We start from the raw sequence: 17,454 nt of genomic DNA on the forward strand, positions 1-17,454 counted from the left end.
GTGAGGATGAGAAGGCGCGTGGCTGCGAGCGGCGGGCGGAAGTGCTCAGGCGGCCTGGTGGATCACGTTGAGAAGCGGCTGCCCCTGCGCCAGGCGTTCGATGTTCCTGGCCATGAAGCGGTAGCGCCGGTCGAGCAGCGCCGGCGTGATGGCCGAGATGTGCGGCGTGGCCCGCACGTTGGGCAGTTCATGCAGCGGCCAGCGAGACGGGTCGACCGGCGGCTGGCCTTTCTTCGGGTACTGATACCAGACGTCGAGCACGGCACGCCCGAGTCGCTGGTCGCGCAGCGCTTCGTAGAGCGCCTGTTCATGAACCACCTCTGCGCGGGCCACATTGATCAGCAGTGCGCGTGACGACAGCAGCGCCAACTGGCGCGCGCCGATCAGGCCGCGGGTGCTGTCGTCCAGCGGGCAGCAGACCACCAGCACATGGACGCGCGGCAGCACATCGTCCAGCCCCGACACCGCGGCGTATTCATGGGCCAGTTCCGCGGAGCCCTGCTTGCCGCTGCGCGTCACTGCGATGACGTGCATGCCGCAGGCCCGCGCCCGCCGCGCGATCTCCTGCCCGATGTGTCCGAAACCCAGGATCGCGACGGTCTTGCCATCTGCCTCGTCGTGCTGCTCCCGGCTCGCATAGGACTGCGCCCAGGCGTCCGCGTCGAGGCGCGGCGGGTACTGCCAGAGCTGCAGGAAGTGCTCGAGGATCGCGTGCAGGGTGAACTCGGCGATCGGCACTTCGTGGCCGTGCACGTTGCACACCGTGGTGCCCGAAGGCAGCGATGGCAAGGCAATCTGTTCCGAGCCTGCGCCGGGCACGTGCACCAGCCGGCAGTTCAAGCGGCCGGCTTCCTCGGCGCTCATGCTGTTGCTGATGACGACGTCGGCGCGGATGTCGACGGATCCGGGGAAGGCTTGCAGGGCTTCGACCTCGTGCCCTGGGCCGAGCAACTCGCGCAATCGGGGCGCGTTCGGGGCGTGGAGGCCGACGATCTGGATGTGCATGAGAGTTTCTGTGGATCAGTGGTGTGGTGATGTCGTCAACGGCTCTCGCGCACGATGAGATCGGCGCGCTGCTTGAAACTGTCCTGCAATCGGCTCCCGATACCGGGCGCCACGGGCGGCTGGGCCATGCCCTCCTGGATCACCGGCAGCACCGTGACGATGTCGCGGTACCAGGTGGCCAGCGTGGCGCGCACCACTTCCTGGTAGATCGCGGTCGGCGCATGCAGCGCCATGTGCAGGCCCGCCATCAGCGTGATCGGGCCGGTGCAGTCGTGCGGCGCCAATGGCCGGTTGTAGGCCTGGGCCAGCCCGGCGATCTTGCGCCCCTCGGTGAAGCCGCCGCACCAGGCCAGGTCCAGCATCACCACGTCGAGCGCGTCGGCAGCCAGCAGGTCGCGGAAGGGGCGCAGGCCGCCCAGCGTTTCGCTGCCGCAGATCGGCACGCGCGTACCGCGGCGCAGGTCGGCGAGGCCGGCGGCATCGTCCATCTTGCAGAGCGGGTCCTCGACCCAGAACACGTTGTATTCCTCCAGCGCCTGGCAGATGCGCAAGGCCGAATGCCCACCGAACAGGCTGTGCAGCTCGCACATCACCTCGATGCGGTTGCCGACCGCCTCGCGGATCTGGCGGAACGGCTGCAGGCCCTTTTCCAGGTCGGGCAGGCTGATCAGGTGGCCGCCGCTGGCCGGCGCGTAGATGTCGAAGGGCCAGATCTTCATGGCCTTATAGCCCTCGTCGAGCAGGCTCTTCGCCAGCGCGCCGGCGTCGCGCATGAAGGCGACCTGGTCGTCATAGGGGCCCTGGGCCTGGTCGTCCGCGCCGATGTCGCGGCGCTTGCCGGCCGTGTTGAAGCTGTAGCCCGCGCAGGTGTTGTAGACCGGCACGCTCATGCGCGCCCCGCCGCCGAGTGCTTCGTAGACCGGCACGCCCTGGCGCTGCCCGGCCAGGTCCCACAACGCGATGTCGACGGCGCTGGCCGAACGCACTTCCACACCCGAACTGTTGTAGCCGACGTAGGGCGTGAGCAGGTGGCGAGAGATGCCCTCGATCTGCCGCGCGTCGCGTCCGATGAGCCATGGCGCGAGTTCCTCGTGCAGGCAGGTCTCGACCGAGGCCGCCCCGCGAAAGGTCTCCCCCAGCCCGACCAGGCCATCGCTCGTTTCGATTTCCAGCCAGATCAGGCTGGGGCGGTCCGGCAGGCGGTAGGTGCGAAGACTTCGAATGGTTGACATGATTGACAGCTTTTTATATCTTTGGTGGCGTTGTAGGCGTGCGCTCAATTGTCCTTTCAGGTCATTCGAGCGTCAATCCACGCCAAAGTTGTGTTTTCCCTGTCAATAGCTGTCATATGCCATCCTCTCCATCCGATGCCACCGACTCGACCTCCCCCGCGCACGGCGCGGCAAGGCTGCTCGGCGACAAGGTCTACGAAGACCTGATGCAACTGCTCGGCACGCCGGGCTTCGAGCCGCGCGCGCGCCTGCCTGGGGAGACGGCCTTGTCGCAGCGCCTCGGCGTGTCGCGCCCGGTGTTGCGGCAGGCGCTGGCACGCCTTCGCGACGAGGGACGCGTCTCCGTGCGCAAGGGTTCCGGCACCTTCGTCACCGACGCCCTGCCCCAAGCCCATCCGATCTCCCTCAGCACGCTGGAAAACATCGCCGACATCCGCGCCTTCCTGGAGTTCCGGCTGTTCGTGGAAGGCGAAGCGGCGGCCCAGGCCGCACTGATGCGCACCACCGACCAGATGCACCACATCCGCCTGTGCCGCGAGCGTTTCGACCAGGCCCTGGCGGAGGGCAGCGACGCGGTCGCGGAGGACATCGCCTTCCACGATGCGGTGGCGCAGTCCTGCGGCAACCGCTTCTTCGGCATGACGATGACCGCCCTGGCGCCGCAGACGCGATTCAGCATCGGCCTCTCTCGCAGCCTCGCGGGGCGTCCGCAGGGGGAGCGCCGGGCCGGCGTCTGCAATGAGCACGCGGCGGTGGAACAGGCCATCGAGCGCCAGGATGCGGCGGCCGCGCGGCAAGCGATGGAGGCGCATCTCCGAGGCGGCATCGCCCGCTTGTTCGGCCACTGAAGGCATGAATCTTTCTACTGCGGCCACCGATCTCGGGCTTGTGGTGTTGGCTCCGGCGTGACAAGCGCTTCGCACAGTTGTCAGCCTCGCCGCAACTGCGTTGTCACCGCACGATATTGCGGCTGCGCTGCTGAACCCGAGCTCGGCGCCCTCGCTACGAAATCTTCACGCCTTCAGACCCACCGGGTCGCGGCGGAAGAGACTGCGGCGGTCAAGCCGCACAATCCGGGACCGATCAAGCCCCGCTGCTTTCAAAAAGGACCTCTGCCCATGGAATCCGTCAGCGCCGCCGCCTTCGACGCGTCCTACTACCAGCGCTACTACTTCGACAAGAAGACCAAGGTGGCGGACCCGCAGCATGTGGAGCGCCTGGGCGACTTTGTCTGCGCCTACCTGAAGTACCTGCGCGTGCCTGTGCGACGGGTGCTGGACGTGGGCTGCGGTGTCGGGCTGTGGCGCGACATCGTGGCACGGCATTTCCCGCAGGCCAGTTTTCACGGCGTGGAGTTCAGCGAGTACCTGTGCGGGCGCTACGGGTGGGAACGCGGCTCGGTGGTCGACTACCAGGCGAAGAAGCCCTTCGACTTCGTCATCTGCCAGGGCGTGCTGGGCTACCTGAACCCGGTCGACCTGAAGCGCGCCTTGCGCAACCTCGGCACCTTGAGCAAGGGCGCGCTGTACGTCGAGGTCGTGGCCCGCGAGGACTACGAGCGCGACATCGTGGACGAGGACCTCACCGATCCGCACCTGTTCCGCCATCGCGCCGAGGTCTACCGCGCCGGGCTGTCCCGGCAGTTCAAGGAACTGGGCGGCGGCCTGTGGCTCAGCCGACGCTGTGACGTGCCGCTGTTTTCGCTGGAGAGCGCGGCGGAGTAAGGTTGGCCCACCCCCCGAATGCGCCTGCGGCGCCGGGACGGCCGCCAGAGGCGGCTGCTCTTGCAGGCCGTCCAGGGGGCGGCCCGGCAAAGCCGGTTCCGCGGGTGCCCGCGAACCCGCGCCCCAACGTCAAAATGTCAACCGCTCGTGCCGACCCTCGGCGACAACCATTCCAAGACATCCCCATGCAGACCGATGAAAAACCCGTCCTGAAATACCCCTTCAAGGCAGCGCCCGAGCGCGGCCGCATCCTCGAAGTGGCGCCGGGCGTCCACTGGATTCGCATGCCGCTGCCCTTCAAGCTCGACCACATCAACCTCTGGGCGCTCGACGACGGTGACGACTGGTCCCTGGTCGACACCGGCATCCGGGACGAGGAGACCGCCGCCGTCTGGCGCGAGTTGTTTGCCAACTATCCCGACCGGGGCGCACTCAAGCGGATCTTCGTCACGCATCTTCATCCGGACCATGTGGGCATGGCCGGCTGGCTGACGCGCAAGCTCGGCGCCCGCCTGTGGATGTCGCGCCTCGAATACCTCACCTGCCGCGTCATGTCCTCCGACAGCGGGCGCGAGGCGCCGCCCGAGGCGCTGGGCTTCTACAAGCAGGCCGGCTGGAGCGAGCACGCGGTCGAGTCCTACCGCGCACGCTTCGGCAGGTTCGGCAACCAGATCCATACCCTCCCCGACGCCTTCCAGCGGCTCAGCGACGGCATGGAAATGCAGATCAACGGCAACACCTGGCGCGTGGTCACTGGCAACGGCCATTCGCCGGAGCATGCGTGCCTCTACTGCCCGGCCCTCAAGGTCTTCATCTCGGGCGATCAGGTGCTGCCACGCATCTCGTCCAACGTGTCCGTCATTCCGACGGAGCCCGACGCCAACCCGATGGCCGACTGGTACGCCTCGCTGGCCAAGCTGCGTCGGGAAGTGCCCGACGACGTGCTGGTGCTACCTGCCCACAACGAATGCTTCCACGGCCTGCATGCGCGCCTGGACTACCTGAAGTCCTCGCAGGACCGGTCGCTCGACAGGCTGGAAGCCACGCTGGAGATGCCGCAACGCGTGGTGGACACCTTCACCGCGCTGTTCGGACGGCCGATCACCGAATCCCAGATGGCCGTGTTCGGCATGGCCACCGGCGAAGGCATCGCCTGCCTCAATTACCTGGTGCACGCCGGGCGCGCGGTCAAGACGATCGATGACCACGGATGTGCGTGGTACCGCAGGCCCGGCTGAGCGGCGCTGGGCGAGCCTGACCGCACCCGTGGTCGGCCGGATGGTCGAGTCCGTCGACTCGCTTTGAGTCGGACATAAACGTTATATTTCGTCAACGCCACCGCACCGCCCCCGCCTGCATGGACAACGACGAGGTCAATCAACTGCTCGTTCGCATCGGTCGCGAAGACCAGGCGGCGTTTCGCCAGTTGTACAAGGCGTTCAGCCGCAAGGTCTACGCGTACGTGCTGAACATGCTGAACGACCACGCGCGGGCGGAGGAAGTGCTGGCCGATGCCTTCTACGAGGTCTGGCGCTTTCCGCAGCGCTTTCGCGGCGATTCGCAGTTTTCCACCTGGGTCATCGGGATCGCGCGCCGCAAGGCGCTGATGGTCTACCGGTCCCGCCGGCCCGACGAAGTCCATGGCGACCTCGACGACATCGCCGAAACCGAGGCCTCGGACACGCCCGACGGCTACGCCGAACTCGCGGAAAAGCAACGGCGCGACGGCGTCCAGCATTGCATGGGCAAGCTGTCGGACGAGCATCGGGAATGCCTGCACCTGGTCTTCTACGAGGGCATGAGCCTCGCCGACGTGGCCGAGGTGCAGAACTGCCCGGAAGGCACCGTCAAGACCCGCCTTTTCCACGCCCGCCAGAAGATCAAGAACTGCCTGCAGGCCCTGTTACGCAGCGAAGGTGGTAGTCCGGACGCCAGAGGCGCGCTGGCCGGCTGACCTTCTGGCCGAGTTGACAGGCGTTCGAGATAAATAATTTGAACCATCCGCCGGCCCCACGCAACCCAGAGGCGACACGGGCATGCCCCGTGCAGGTTGATCGGGGTCTCATGGACAACGATTGGGTCAATCAGAGGCTCGAAAGAGCCAAGGAATTCCGGTGGTTACCATGGTCCAGAACATTTCATCGTCGACACACCGCGCGTGCGCGACCTTTGGCTTGGGAGCGCACACATCATGAACGAACGTTTTGAAGAACTGCTCCCCTGGTACGCCAACGGCACGCTCGGCGCCGAAGACCGCGCCTGGGTCGATGCCTACCTCCAGCAACATCCCGAGGCCCGCAGCGAACTGGAGTGGTACCACTCGCTGCAGGCCAAGGTGCAGGAAAACGCACCGGCCGTGCCGGCGACGATCGGCCTGGCACGCACCATGCGCCTGATCCAGGGCGACCGCCCGACCATCGCCGAGCGCATCGGAGCCTTCTTCGGCAATTTCGGAATGCGACCGAGCTATGCGATGGCCGCGCTGGCGGTGGTGGCGGTGCAAGGCGGCGTGATCGTGAGCCTGCTGGGCGAGGCGCGCGACAGCGCCGACGAGATCCGCGCGCTGCATGCGATCCGGGTCGAGGAAGGCCCGATGCTGAAGATCAGCTTCGCACCGGACGCCAAGGAAGCCGACATCCGGATGCTCTTGGTGCAGGTCGGCGGCGAACTGGCAGGCGGCCCTGGCCAGCTCGGCGACTACTACCTGCGGGTGCCGGCCGGCAGCGAAGCCGCGGCACTGGCCAAGGCGAAGTCCGCCCCGATCGTCCAGGCGGCTGCGCTGGCCCCGGGCGTGCCGCCCAAGGAGTAAGCACCGTGACCAACCTGCCGACCCGTCGTCTGCTTCTTCGCGGCGCCCTGGGTGCCGCAGCCCTGCCCTTCCTCGGTCGCGCTTTTGCGGCCCCGCCCGTTGGCGGCGAAGTCGGTCCGCGCATTGCGCTGGTGATCGGGAACGGCGCTTATCGCTCCGCACCGCTGAAGAATCCGCCCGGTGATGCCAGCGCCGTCGCGGGCGCCCTGCGTGGCCTCGGCTACGACGTGACGCTGCGCCAGAACACGCGGCTGCCGGAACTGATCGAGTCGCTGCGGGAGTTCTCGATCCGCGCGCCCAAGGCTTCTGTCCGCATGCTGTTCTACGCCGGCCACGGGGTGCAGGTGAAGGGCCGCAACTACCTGGTGCCGGTCGATGCCGATCCGAAGACGGAAGACGAGATCCAGCGTCAAAGTGCCGATGTCGGTGAGTTCGTCGACCGGCTCAGCGCGATTCGCACCGGCGCCAACATCGTGGTGCTCGACGCCTGCCGGGTGAACCCGTTTGCGGGCGGTGTCATCGTCGGCCCGGACGGACGGCGCCTGAAATTCCGCGGCGCGACGCCGGGTGGCCTGGCCACGCTCGATGCGCCGGTTGGGACGCTCGTGGCGTTTTCGACTGCGCCCAACGGCGTGGCGCTCGACGGCGCCAACAGCGAACACAGCGTCTATGCGCGCCACCTCCTGGCCAACATGTCGACGCCGGGGCTGCAAATCGAGCAGCTGTTCAAGCGGGTGCGCATTGCGGTGGCCGAAGATACGGGGCGCGTGCAGGTGCCGTGGGAGTCTTCGAGCCTGACGGCGGACTTCTGCTTCAAGTCGGATGACAAGGGGCGTTGCGGGACTTGAGTTCGGCGGTGCCTGTTCGCTTCAAAGTGCCTCGCCGCAGAACGCCGCTGGCGTGACGAGTGACGATCCGGGCGGCTTCCACGGCGCGATAGATCAGATCGGGCAGGCCGTTCGCGCCCGGTACGACGCGCATCAGTGCTTACGCGAGCGCGCCCACTCGACCGCCTCCGCGACGATTTCGCTCAGGCCGGCTTCGGTCACTTCGACGTTCGCCCTCTTGGCTTGCTCGATCGTCAGTTCGAGGATGTGCGCTCGCACGGCCTCTTCGATGAAGCGGGACAAGTCGCCGTTGCCGCCTCCGCCCTGGCTGGCAATGTACATGCGTACCGACTGATCGGTTTTTGGCGAGACGGCGATGTTCCATCGGACAGTGTTCATGGCGAGATCGTTGTTTTGTCTATGTGCATGGCTGTTTTAGAACAAAGGAAACGTCCATCGCAAGTGCGTTCGCCATAACAACGTAGGATTGCTCCACACCGCCACGCTGTGAGCACGCTTCTCGGAGGCCCCACTCACGAGTGATCCGCAATGAAGCGTTCCAGGTCCCGCGCAAAGCGCTGCGGCTCGCTCACATGCGGCGAGTGGCCGGCACGCGCGTAGACCGAAACCTCCGCGTGCCTCACCGTGTCCCGGTACCAGGCATCGAGCGGCACACCGGCATAGTGCGGGCTCCGCGCCCCAAGCACCACCAGCAGCGGCGCATCGAGCCGCGACAGTGAATCCCGGAAATCCGCCTGCGCCATCGATTCGGCGAGGTCGAGCAAATGCTTGACGTCGATGCGTCCCAAGCGACGGCGCAGCATCCGTCCGAGCGGCGCTTCCACCGCAAGCTGGCGCCGCAGCCACGCGCCCCCGATCGCGCCGATCTCGTTCAACAGCGCCTCGGCCAAGTCCTGGCGCGCACCCGCGATCAGCCCCGACAGCATGGCCGCGCTGCAGCCGCCGAACAGCCCGAGCCGCCATTCGTCGTCCGTCACGATGCGCGGCGACTGGTCGACCAGCGCCACCGCTGCGACGCGCTGCGTGCCATGCCGCTGCAGGTATTGCATCAGCGTCAGTGCGCCCATGGAGTGCCCCACCAGCACCGAACGCTGCAACCCGAAGTGATCGAGCATCTCTGAGAGGTCGGTGGCCAGTCGGGCCAGCGTGATGCTGCCGTGCACCGGCCGGCAACCGCCATGGCCGCGTGCGTCCCACGCCAGAACGCAATGCTTCCGCGCCAGATGGCGCGCCACCGGCAGCCAATCGCGGTGCGAGCAGCCGACGCCGTGCACCAGTACCAGCGGCGGCCCCTTGCCCAGCACGCACACGGGAATGACCTGCCCGTCGCTGGCGGTGAAGCTCTCGTCCTCCTCGGCACCTGACGTGCCGAGCCCCATCAGCCCGAAGTTGCCGAGAGCGCGCAGGGCGCCACGCAGGCCCGTCAGGCGTGGTGCGCGCGGAGGCGGCGGCGGTTCGGGCGGAGCGCTGTCGTGCATCGCCGGGTCATCGTACGCCGCCATGACATTTGATTGAAATTTGTTTGAACCGATCTCGAACGAGCCGCAACCCATGAGCGGGAAGGCAAGCAATTCCGCAAGCCAAACCGCAAATCCTGTCACTCATCAACCTCTGGAGTTCATCATGCAAATCGTTCGTAAAGCTTCCATCCTCGTGGCCCTCGGTTTCGCCTTCAGCGGCGCAATGGCGGGCGAAATCTCCGGCTCGACCGTGCTGTCGACCAATTCGAGCAACGCCGCTTCGGGCTTCCTGTCCAGCGCGAAACAGAACGTCGGCGTGGCCGAGCAAAACGGCAAGATCACCAACAGCACGGTGATCTCGAACGGCGCCAACAACAGCGCTTCCGGCTTCCTGTCGTCGGCCAACCAAAGCGTCGGTCGCGCCACGCAAAACGGCAAGATCGGCAACAGCACGGTCATCGGCACGAACCTGAACAACTCGGCATCGGGCTTCCTCAGCTCGGCCACCCAGGAAGTGGGCTTCGCCAAGAACAACGGCGAGGTGAAGAACTCGACGGTGATCGCCAACGGCGCCAACAACCGCGCTTCGGGCTTCCTGTCCTCGGCGACCCAGCAAATCGGCGGCGCGCAAGGCAACGGCAAGCTGACCAACTCGACCGTCATCGCCACGACGTCGAACAACTCGGCATCCGGCTTCCTGTCCAGCGCGGACCAAGCTGTCGGCGTTGCCAAGTAAGCACGCGCCGGTTGCACCGGCCTTCTCCACCCTCCCGCCCGCCCGCGCATCCGCGCCGGCGGGTTTTTTCCTGGGGCTACGGGGAGCCTGGATCGGCTTGCCGGACGAGATGCTCCACAAGCAGTTGCGCAGCCGACGAGAGTTGCTGCGCGTCACGAAAGCAAACGACGAAGCGTCGCTCCGCCCAGGACTCCAGCAGCGGAATGATTCGCAGGCCGTCGGCGGCAGCCTGTCGCTCGGCCACTTCCCTCGACACCAGCCCGATGGCCAGGCCGGCGCGCACCACGCCGAGCGCAGCCTCGAAGTTGCTCACGATGATCCGGTGGATCAATGTTCGGCCGAGCCGTGCCGCTGCGCGTTGCAGCATCACCTGCACCGCGCTGTTGATCGGCAGGCTGACGTGCTCGTAGTCCAGCGTGTGCTCGAAGCGCAGGCTCTTCCTGGTCGCGAGTGGATGGCCTTTCGGCACCACGATGCAGAGGTGGTCGCTGCGGTACGGCAGGAACTGCAGCGGCCCGAGGTCGACCGCGTCCCAGCACACGCCCACCGAAGCCATGCCGTCACGCACGCCGGACACCACGCCAGGGCTGAGCCGCTCCTCCAGGTCGACCTGGATGGTGCGATGCGCAGGCATCTGGAGGAAGGCTGCGACATCGTTGGCCAGCGAGCCCGCCATGGTGGAAATGCTGGCGAGCACCCGGACCTGCCCGCGCGCGCCGGTGACGTAGCTTTCCATGTCGCGCTCGATGCGCGCGGCGCCGTCGAGCATGCCGCGTGCGTGCTCCAGCAAGGTCTGGCCCGCGGCGGTCGGCACGACGCCATGACGCCTGCGGATCAGCAACGGCGTGCGCAATTGGTCTTCAAGTTGAGCCAGGCGCTTGCTGATCGCCGAGCCGACGATGTGGGCCTGCTCGCCTGCGCGGGCCATGTTGCCCGTCTCGCAAACCGCAACGAAGAGACGCAAGGTGGTGAGGTCGAGGTCGCGCAAGGTATTCCAATCGGGAAATCCACGCTTCCCAAATTGAGAAGCAATCTGCTTTGGGAAATTCTAGACTGGCACCCCGTGATGGCAATGGCCTCACGCAAGAACCTCAAGGAGACGCACTTGATTCCATCCTCCCCGCTGCCCCGGCGCGCCATCATTCGCGAGGTTGGCCTGCGCGACGGCCTTCAGAGCATTTCCCGCGTCGTGCCCACGGCCACCAAGCTCGAATGGCTTCGCGACGCCTACGACGCAGGCCAGCGCGAAATCGAGATCGGATCCTTCGTGCCCGCACGCCTGCTGCCGCAACTCGCCGATACCGCCGAGGTGCTGGCTTTCGCCCAAACCCTCCCAGGGCTCAAGGCGTCCGTGCTGGTGCCGAACCTGAAGGGCGCCGAGCGCGCCATGGACTGCGAGGCAGACCTCATGCTCCTGCCGATTTCCGCCAGTCACGTGCACAGCCTGGCCAACCTGCGCAAGACGCCCGACCAGGTGGTCGAGGAGATCGCCCGCATCCGAGATGCACGCGACGCGCGCGGCGCCAGGACGATGATCGAGGTGGGCTTCAGCACCGCCTTCGGTTGCACGATCCAGGGGCGCGTGGAACCGGACGAGGTGGTCCGGCTGGTCGAGGCGGTACTCGATGCGGGTGCCGAAGCCATCGGCCTGGCCGACACCGTGGGCTATGCCGATCCGGCGATGGTTCGCGCGCTGTTCGAGGCGGTCCGGCCCATCGCCGGCGACAAGCTGAACTGCGGCCACTTCCACGACACGCGCGGCCTGGGCATGGCCAATGTCTACGCGGCGCTCGAAGTGGGCGTGACCCGGTTCGACGCCTGCATCGGCGGCATCGGCGGCTGCCCGCATGCCCCCGGCGCCAGCGGCAACGTGGCGACCGAAGACCTGGCCTACATGCTGGCCAGCATGGGCATCGAGACCGGGCAGGACTTCGACGCCCTGCTCGCCCTGCGAAGCAAGCTGGCCACCTGGCTGGAGGGCGAGACCCTGCACGGCACCCTGTGGCGCGCCGGACTCCCGAAAACGATGAAAGAGGAAGCCCTGCAATGACCGACAACACGCAAGTCGCACAGCCGTTGAAGGGCCTGCGCGTCGTCGAATTCACCCACATGGTGATGGGCCCGACCTGCGGCATGGTGCTGGCCGACCTCGGTGCGGAGGTCATCAAGATCGAGCCGGTCAACGGCGACCAGAGTCGCCGCCTGCTCGGTGCGGGCTCCGGCTTCTTCCCGATGTTCAACCGCAACAAGAAGAGCATCGGCATCGACCTGCACAGCGAGGAAGGCGCCGAGACCGCACGCCGCCTCACCGCCACCGCCGACGTGGTTGCCGAGAACTTCAAGCCCGGCACGATGGCCAAGTACGGCCTCGACTACGCATCGCTGAGCCAGGTCAACCCGCGCCTCATCTACGCCAGCCACAAGGGTTTCCTGCCCGGCCCGTACGACCATCGCACGGCCCTCGACGAAGTGGTGCAGATGATGGGCGGCCTGGCCTACATGACCGGCCGGCCGGGCGACCCGCTGCGCGCCGGCACCAGCGTCAACGACATCATGGGCGGCCTGTTCGGCGCGATCGCGGTGCTGGGCGCGTTGATCCAGCGCGGCATCACCGGCCGCGGGATGGAGGTGCAGTCGGCGCTGTATGAGAACAACGTGTTCCTCATGGGCCAGCACATGCTGCAGTTCGCCATGACCGGGAAGCATCCGGCGCCGATGCCCGCACGCGACAACCCGTGGGCGGTGTACGACGTGTTCACCGTGAAGGATGGCGAGCAGATCTTCCTGGCGGCCGTCAGCGATGCGCAGTGGCTGATGTTCTGCGATGCGCTGGGATTTGCGGACCTCAAGGCGGAGCCCGAACTGGCCACCAACAACCAGCGCGTCGCGCACCGGCCACGGTTGCTCAAGGCCATCGCCGAGCGCATTGCCGATCGCAGCGCCGATCAACTCGCGCGGGCCATGGAAAAGGCCGGCCTGCCCTTCGCCCCCATCCGCAAGCCGCAGGATCTCTATGACGACGAACACCTGCTGGCCACCGGCGGCTTGGCCGACATGCAACTGCCCGATGGACCGAAGGCGGGCGAGACCGTCAAGACGACGCTTTTCCCCATCACGCTGGAAGGTCATCGCTTGGGCGTACGGTTGAGTCCCCCGAGGCTCGGCGAGCACACCGCCGACCTGCTGCGAGGAATGGGCTGCACGGACGGCGAAATCGAGGACCTGCGGGCGCGTAGCGTCGTGGCCTGAAGCATTCCGCACGGCCCGGCGTCGAAACAGAAAAAGCGATGGAGACAAAACACATGACAAACACCACGAACCTCTTCTCCCGCCGCACGATGCTGGCGGCTTCCGCGGCCCTGGTCGCCGCGCCGTGGACCACCGTGTCGCACGCGCAACCAGGCGTCGTCCGGTTCATCCTGCCCAACGCGCCTGGCTCCGGCGTCGACACGATCGCGCGGGCCGCCCAGCCCGCGCTCAGCAAGGCCTTCAACGCGTCGGTGGTCATCGACAACCAGCCCGGCGCGGGCGGCGTGGTCGGGCTGCAGCAGCTGGCTCGCGCGGCGCCGGACGGCAACACGCTGTCGATCGTGTCGAACAACGTCGTGATCTTCCCGAGCGTGATCAAGTCGCTGTCCTTCAACATGCCGGGCGATTTCACGCCGATCGCGGTGGTCGGCGCCACGCCGATGGTGCTGGTGGTGAACCCGGCCAGGGTGCCGGCCACCAACAGCAAGGAATTCATCGCGCTGCTCAAGAGCAAGCCGGACACCTTCAACTTCGCGTCCGGCGGCACCGGCACCATCCTGCACCTGGCGACACAACTGTTCCTGGAGGAAGCCGGCGTCACGGCGAAGCACATCCCCTACAAGGGCGTGGGACCGATGGTGGCCGGCCTCATCGGCGGCCAGGTCGATTTCGGCACGGCCGCCCTGCCGAGCGTGCAGGCGCACATCAAGGCCGGCACGCTGCGGGCGATCGGCATGCTGACGGCGCAACGGACCCCCGCTGCGCCTGACATCCCGACCTTTGTCGAGCAAGGCCTGCCGAAGTTCGTCGTCGACGCATGGTTCGCCGTGATCGGTCCCAAGGGCCTGCCGCCAGCCATCGTCAACAAGGCGCATGACGCGGTGGTCGCCGCCTTCGCGGATCCGGCGGTCAAGCAGGCGATGGACAGCCAGGGCAACACCATCAACATCGGCACGCCGGAACAGGCGCAGGCCGCGTTCAGGAGCGAAATGGCGAAATACGCGGCGCTGGTGAAGAAGGCGGGGATCGAGCCCGAGTAAACGAACCGTCGCCCCTCAAAACCCGCCCGCGCATCCGCGCCGGCGGGTTTTTTCCTTGGGGTGATCGCTCGCGGCCAATTCCTTTGAACCGATTCCGCAGCAGCCGCAACCCATCGGTCGGGAAGGCAAGCAATTCCGCAAGCCTCACCTTCAATTCCTGTCACTCATCCTCTGGAGATCCATCATGCAAATCGTTCGCAAAGCTTCCATCCTCGTGGCCCTCGGTTTCGCCTTCAGTGGCGCGATGGCCGGTGAAATCGCTGGCTCCACGGTGATTTCCAACGGCTCCACCAACGCCGCATCCGGCTTCCTGTCCACCGCGCGCCAGAACATCGGCGTGGCCGAGCAAAACGGCAAGATCACCAACAGCACGGTGATCTCCACCAACGCCAACAACAGCGCCTCCGGCTTCCTGTCGACGGCCAACCAGAGCATCGGTCGCGCCACGCAAAACGGCAAGATCGCCAACAGCACGGTCATCGGCACGAACCTGAGCAACTCGGCTTCGGGCTTCCTCAGCACGGCCAACCAGGAAGTGGGCTTTGCCAAGAACAACGGCGAGGTCACGAACTCGACGGTGATCGCCAACGGCGCCACCAACCGTGCCTCCGGCTTCCTGTCCACGGCCACCCAGCAAATCGGCGGCGCGCAAGGCAACGGCAAGCTGACCAACTCGACCGTCATCGCGACCAACTCGACCAACACCGCCTCCGGCTTCCTGTCGACCGCGGAACAAAGCATCGGCGTCGCCAAGTAAGCCAGCTTCGCCTTCGTCCCCTCCCCGCCGGCGCCCTCTGCGCCGGCGGCCTTTCCCCCAGGAGATCCAACATGAGCGCCACCTTCACACGCACCGCCCGCATCGTCCTCATTGCCGCCACGCTGGGCGTCGGCGCCAGTGCCTTCGCAGGGCAGGAACTGATCGGTGTCGACTCGAACTTCCGCGCCAAGATCGCGAAGGAAAAGATCCGCGCCGCCGCGCAGGAGCGCCGGCAAGAAGAACAGCAGAAGAAGCTCGGCATCAACACCAACGACAACAACCAGAGCTTCAGCCAGAACCAGACCAGCACTTGCGGCAGCCAGAACATCGGAAACATCGACACCGGCGGGCGCATCGGCGGCCAGCCGCGCGAAGTGTTCGTGTTCGCCCCCAACGCGATCAACATCGTTGGCCGCGGCAGCTGCAACTGACCCCAACCCCTGAAAAACGGAGCTGTCATGAACCCGCCCTTTTTTGTCCGCATCCTCGCCCTTGCCGCTGTCGCGACACTCGCAGGCTGCCAGGCGCTCGAGGTCAAGAAGCCCACGGTCGAACAGACCGCCGAGGTTCGCAAGGGCCCCGAGGATCGGCCCCAGCGCTCGATCACGGGCTTCTCGCATTCGCTGCGCTGCATGGACACGCTGCTGCTGGACTACGGGGTTCGTGACGTCACCATGCTGACCGAGGAAATCACCGACGAAACCAAGAAGCTGAACGCCGGAACGCGTGACATGCTGATCTCGTCGGTGTCGGACATGTCGCGCCGCAGCCGTGCGGTGCGGCTGGTCGCTTTCGGCAAGGACACGCTGAATGTGGTCAGCTTCCTCGCCACGGCGCAGAGCCAGGGGGCCTACCAGGCCGTTCCGCTCTACGACATCAAGGGTTCCGTCTCGCAGTTCGACGAGAACCTGATCAAGAACCAGAAGGACGCGGGCCTCGGCATCTTCCCCTATCTCAACCTGGGCGTTGCCAAAGACGCGGCCTCCAGCATGCTGGCGCTGGACCTGAGCGTCCTGACGACCAGCGACATGGGCGTGCTGCCCGGTGTCACCTCGCGCAATTCGGTGGTGATCCTGAAACAAGGCAGCGGTTTCGACGGCGATGCCGCCTATAAAAAGTTCGGCATCAACTACAGCATGAACCTGGCCCGCTCCGAAGGGCAGACGCAGGCCCTGCGCGGGCTGGTGGAACTTGCAGCGGTCGAGCTCGTCGGCAAGTTGACCAAGACACCCTACTGGACCTGCCTGGGCGTGTCCGACCCCAAGGCGAACGAAGAGACCAAGCTGGAGATGTTCGACTGGTACCACTCGATGGCCGCGACGCGCATCGAGCTGATCGCCTATTTCCAGAACCAGATGCGCCGCCGCGGCTTCTACGACGGCCCGATCGACGGCGAGTTCAACCCGGCCATCGACGAAGCGATCTCGAACTACCGCGAGGCGCTCGGGCTCAGCCGGAAGGCCTTGCTCGACGAAGAGTTCTTCTACGCCTTCCTGGCGGCCGACCACACCAAGATCCCGCGTCCGGCGCAACCGGCCCGCTTCGTGCCACCCACTGCCGTGGCCGGCGCGCCAGGATCGCCCGCGGCACCCGCGCCGGCGCCCCAGCCGGCACCGCTGAAGCTCTCCGTATCGGCGCCGAAGCAACAGACCCGCTTTGCCCGCGGCGAGAGCATCAACCTCGCGTTGCAACCGTCGCAGGACGCCCATGTCTACTGCTACCTGCAGGATGAAGATGCCAAGGTCATCCGCTTCTTCCCCAACCGCTTCGCCCGGGACTCCCGGATCGCCGCGGCCAAGCCGCTCACCTTGCCAGGATCGATGCGCTTCCAGCTCACCATGAACACGAAGGGCGTGCCCGAGACCATCTCCTGCTTCGCCACGCAACAGGACGTGATGGCCTCGCTGCCCCAGCAGATGGTCGGCACCGACTTCGAACCCTTGCCCGGCGCATCGCTCCCAATGATCCGCGCCGCCTTCGAGAAAGCCAGCGGCGGAACGCTCGCCCAGGAGAACTTCCATGTACAAGCCAAGTGACTTCATCAACGGTCGGAAGCAGCATCGCGGTCTCGTGGCTGCGCTGACCGGGGTTGCAGTGGTTGTCGCGTCGGGCGTGGCGCTTCAATGGCACCCCTGGGCGACGGCAGGTGTCACGTCCACCACCCGCGCCGATGACCTTGTCGTGACCCAGGTTCCGGCCGCGCCGCTCCCTCCGGTGCCGGCAGCCCAGCCACCGGCTCGCAAGGCGGCCGGCACCTACCAGCTGCGCTGCTGGCAGTACGGCCGGCTGCTGTTCGACGAAGGGCCGGTCACGCTGGGCGCCGAGGCCCGGCAAGGCGCGAAGATGGTGGCGACGGACCGCAATGGCGGGGCCTTGTTCATCACGGCGGACCTGGGCGGGACGACCTGCCTGGCACGGCCTTCATCGCCGCCACCGAATCTCGCGCTGCCGCGTTGAGAAGGAACATTTCTACTGCGGCCACCGATCCCGGGCCTGCGCTCCTCGCGGTACCGAGGTACGGCCGCGGTACTTGACCAGACCTCGTCGGCGCCCTCGCCACGAAACCTTCACACCTTCTTTGTCCATCGCCGAGC

At 66.4% G+C, this 17,454-nt stretch carries 19 protein-coding genes; 14 read left to right on the forward strand and 5 right to left on the reverse strand.

What is annotated here, in order from left to right; translation table 11 throughout:
- Positions 1–45 precede the first annotated feature (45 nt).
- Positions 46–1,005, reverse strand: a complete 960-nt coding sequence (locus tag WKW82_RS14035) for a 2-hydroxyacid dehydrogenase (protein ID WP_340342915.1) — start codon at positions 1,003–1,005, stop codon at positions 46–48.
- Positions 1,006–1,040: 35 nt separating this feature from the next.
- Positions 1,041–2,237, reverse strand: coding sequence for a mandelate racemase/muconate lactonizing enzyme family protein (locus tag WKW82_RS14040; protein ID WP_340342916.1), 1,197 nt, complete (start codon positions 2,235–2,237; stop codon positions 1,041–1,043).
- A 116-nt stretch (positions 2,238–2,353) separates the two neighbouring features.
- Between WKW82_RS14040 and WKW82_RS14045 the strand changes: the two genes are divergently transcribed.
- From WKW82_RS14045 to WKW82_RS14070, 6 genes are all read left to right on the forward strand, one after another.
- Positions 2,354–3,085 (forward strand): FadR/GntR family transcriptional regulator, encoded by a 732-nt coding sequence (locus WKW82_RS14045; protein ID WP_340342917.1) that lies wholly within the window; start codon positions 2,354–2,356, stop codon positions 3,083–3,085.
- Between the two features lie 270 nt (positions 3,086–3,355).
- Positions 3,356–3,961 carry a class I SAM-dependent methyltransferase gene (locus WKW82_RS14050; protein ID WP_340342918.1) on the forward strand — a complete coding sequence of 202 codons (606 nt, stop codon included), beginning with the start codon at positions 3,356–3,358 and terminating at the stop codon, positions 3,959–3,961.
- Between the two features lie 185 nt (positions 3,962–4,146).
- Complete coding sequence (locus tag WKW82_RS14055) at positions 4,147–5,199, forward strand: MBL fold metallo-hydrolase (protein WP_340342919.1); 1,053 nt, start codon at positions 4,147–4,149, stop codon at positions 5,197–5,199.
- Between the two features lie 119 nt (positions 5,200–5,318).
- On the forward strand, positions 5,319–5,915 hold the full coding sequence (locus tag WKW82_RS14060; RefSeq protein ID WP_340342920.1) for an RNA polymerase sigma factor: 597 nt from the start codon (positions 5,319–5,321) through the stop codon (positions 5,913–5,915).
- A gap of 237 nt (positions 5,916–6,152) precedes the next feature.
- Positions 6,153–6,770, forward strand: a complete 618-nt coding sequence (locus WKW82_RS14065; RefSeq protein ID WP_340342921.1) for an anti-sigma factor family protein — start codon at positions 6,153–6,155, stop codon at positions 6,768–6,770.
- Between the two features lie 5 nt (positions 6,771–6,775).
- On the forward strand, positions 6,776–7,618 hold the full coding sequence (locus tag WKW82_RS14070) for a caspase family protein (RefSeq protein WP_340342922.1): 843 nt from the start codon (positions 6,776–6,778) through the stop codon (positions 7,616–7,618).
- 132 nt (positions 7,619–7,750) lie between these two features.
- On the opposite strand, the gene WKW82_RS14075 is transcribed toward WKW82_RS14070, so the two are convergent.
- Positions 7,751–7,996 (reverse strand): ribbon-helix-helix domain-containing protein, encoded by a 246-nt coding sequence (locus tag WKW82_RS14075; RefSeq protein WP_340342923.1) that lies wholly within the window; start codon positions 7,994–7,996, stop codon positions 7,751–7,753.
- A 134-nt stretch (positions 7,997–8,130) separates the two neighbouring features.
- Entirely contained in the window at positions 8,131–9,120 is a 990-nt protein-coding gene (locus tag WKW82_RS14080; RefSeq protein WP_340342924.1) for an alpha/beta fold hydrolase, read from the reverse strand.
- Between the two features lie 121 nt (positions 9,121–9,241).
- Here WKW82_RS14080 and WKW82_RS14085 point away from each other — a divergent pair, with 121 nt between their 5' ends.
- Entirely contained in the window at positions 9,242–9,814 is a 573-nt protein-coding gene (locus WKW82_RS14085) for a hypothetical protein (protein ID WP_340342925.1), read from the forward strand.
- Positions 9,815–9,890: 76 nt separating this feature from the next.
- Here WKW82_RS14085 and WKW82_RS14090 read toward each other — a convergent pair whose 3' ends face one another.
- Positions 9,891–10,802 (reverse strand): LysR substrate-binding domain-containing protein, encoded by a 912-nt coding sequence (locus tag WKW82_RS14090; protein WP_340342926.1) that lies wholly within the window; start codon positions 10,800–10,802, stop codon positions 9,891–9,893.
- Between the two features lie 120 nt (positions 10,803–10,922).
- On the opposite strand from WKW82_RS14090, the gene WKW82_RS14095 reads away from it, so the two are divergent.
- The 7 genes from WKW82_RS14095 (at position 10,923) to WKW82_RS14125 (ending at position 17,317) form a co-directional block, all read left to right on the forward strand.
- Positions 10,923–11,864, forward strand: a complete 942-nt coding sequence (locus WKW82_RS14095; protein ID WP_340343207.1) for a hydroxymethylglutaryl-CoA lyase — start codon at positions 10,923–10,925, stop codon at positions 11,862–11,864.
- A complete protein-coding gene (locus WKW82_RS14100) occupies positions 11,861–13,063 on the forward strand; it encodes a CaiB/BaiF CoA transferase family protein (RefSeq protein ID WP_340342927.1) in 1,203 nt (400 codons plus the stop codon). The genes WKW82_RS14095 and WKW82_RS14100 overlap by 4 nt, the downstream gene beginning before the upstream one ends.
- Positions 13,064–13,116: 53 nt before the next feature.
- Positions 13,117–14,103 (forward strand): Bug family tripartite tricarboxylate transporter substrate binding protein, encoded by a 987-nt coding sequence (locus WKW82_RS14105; protein WP_340342928.1) that lies wholly within the window; start codon positions 13,117–13,119, stop codon positions 14,101–14,103.
- Positions 14,104–14,287: 184 nt separating this feature from the next.
- The gene (locus tag WKW82_RS14110) at positions 14,288–14,860 is read left to right on the forward strand and encodes a hypothetical protein (protein ID WP_340342929.1); all 573 of its coding nucleotides are present in this window, start codon (positions 14,288–14,290) and stop codon (positions 14,858–14,860) included.
- A 71-nt stretch (positions 14,861–14,931) separates the two neighbouring features.
- Positions 14,932–15,291 (forward strand): hypothetical protein, encoded by a 360-nt coding sequence (locus tag WKW82_RS14115; protein ID WP_340342930.1) that lies wholly within the window; start codon positions 14,932–14,934, stop codon positions 15,289–15,291.
- A gap of 27 nt (positions 15,292–15,318) precedes the next feature.
- A complete protein-coding gene (locus WKW82_RS14120) occupies positions 15,319–16,896 on the forward strand; it encodes a DUF4384 domain-containing protein (protein ID WP_340342931.1) in 1,578 nt (525 codons plus the stop codon).
- Entirely contained in the window at positions 16,880–17,317 is a 438-nt protein-coding gene (locus WKW82_RS14125) for a hypothetical protein (protein ID WP_340342932.1), read from the forward strand. The genes WKW82_RS14120 and WKW82_RS14125 overlap by 17 nt, the downstream gene beginning before the upstream one ends.
- Positions 17,318–17,454 lie beyond the last annotated feature (137 nt).

It is taken from the genome of Variovorax rhizosphaerae (genome assembly GCF_037889975.1).
Taxonomy (GTDB): domain Bacteria; phylum Pseudomonadota; class Gammaproteobacteria; order Burkholderiales; family Burkholderiaceae_C; genus Variovorax; species Variovorax rhizosphaerae.

What these genes read in the sequence shown, in the direction of transcription:
- WKW82_RS14035 (WP_340342915.1), bottom strand. Translation starts at nt 1,005, where the DNA reads ATGCACATCCAGATCGTCGGCCTCCACGCCCCGAACGCGCCCCGATTG.
- WKW82_RS14040 (WP_340342916.1), bottom strand. Translation starts at nt 2,237, where the DNA reads ATGTCAACCATTCGAAGTCTTCGCACCTACCGCCTGCCGGACCGCCCC.
- WKW82_RS14045 (WP_340342917.1), top strand. Translation starts at nt 2,354, where the DNA reads ATGCCATCCTCTCCATCCGATGCCACCGACTCGACCTCCCCCGCGCAC.
- WKW82_RS14050 (WP_340342918.1), top strand. Translation starts at nt 3,356, where the DNA reads ATGGAATCCGTCAGCGCCGCCGCCTTCGACGCGTCCTACTACCAGCGC.
- WKW82_RS14055 (WP_340342919.1), top strand. Translation starts at nt 4,147, where the DNA reads ATGCAGACCGATGAAAAACCCGTCCTGAAATACCCCTTCAAGGCAGCG.
- WKW82_RS14060 (WP_340342920.1), top strand. Translation starts at nt 5,319, where the DNA reads ATGGACAACGACGAGGTCAATCAACTGCTCGTTCGCATCGGTCGCGAA.
- WKW82_RS14065 (WP_340342921.1), top strand. Translation starts at nt 6,153, where the DNA reads ATGAACGAACGTTTTGAAGAACTGCTCCCCTGGTACGCCAACGGCACG.
- WKW82_RS14075 (WP_340342923.1), bottom strand. Translation starts at nt 7,996, where the DNA reads ATGAACACTGTCCGATGGAACATCGCCGTCTCGCCAAAAACCGATCAG.
- WKW82_RS14080 (WP_340342924.1), bottom strand. Translation starts at nt 9,120, where the DNA reads ATGGCGGCGTACGATGACCCGGCGATGCACGACAGCGCTCCGCCCGAA.
- WKW82_RS14085 (WP_340342925.1), top strand. Translation starts at nt 9,242, where the DNA reads ATGCAAATCGTTCGTAAAGCTTCCATCCTCGTGGCCCTCGGTTTCGCC.
- WKW82_RS14100 (WP_340342927.1), top strand. Translation starts at nt 11,861, where the DNA reads ATGACCGACAACACGCAAGTCGCACAGCCGTTGAAGGGCCTGCGCGTC.
- WKW82_RS14105 (WP_340342928.1), top strand. Translation starts at nt 13,117, where the DNA reads ATGACAAACACCACGAACCTCTTCTCCCGCCGCACGATGCTGGCGGCT.
- WKW82_RS14110 (WP_340342929.1), top strand. Translation starts at nt 14,288, where the DNA reads ATGCAAATCGTTCGCAAAGCTTCCATCCTCGTGGCCCTCGGTTTCGCC.
- WKW82_RS14115 (WP_340342930.1), top strand. Translation starts at nt 14,932, where the DNA reads ATGAGCGCCACCTTCACACGCACCGCCCGCATCGTCCTCATTGCCGCC.
- WKW82_RS14120 (WP_340342931.1), top strand. Translation starts at nt 15,319, where the DNA reads ATGAACCCGCCCTTTTTTGTCCGCATCCTCGCCCTTGCCGCTGTCGCG.
- WKW82_RS14125 (WP_340342932.1), top strand. Translation starts at nt 16,880, where the DNA reads ATGTACAAGCCAAGTGACTTCATCAACGGTCGGAAGCAGCATCGCGGT.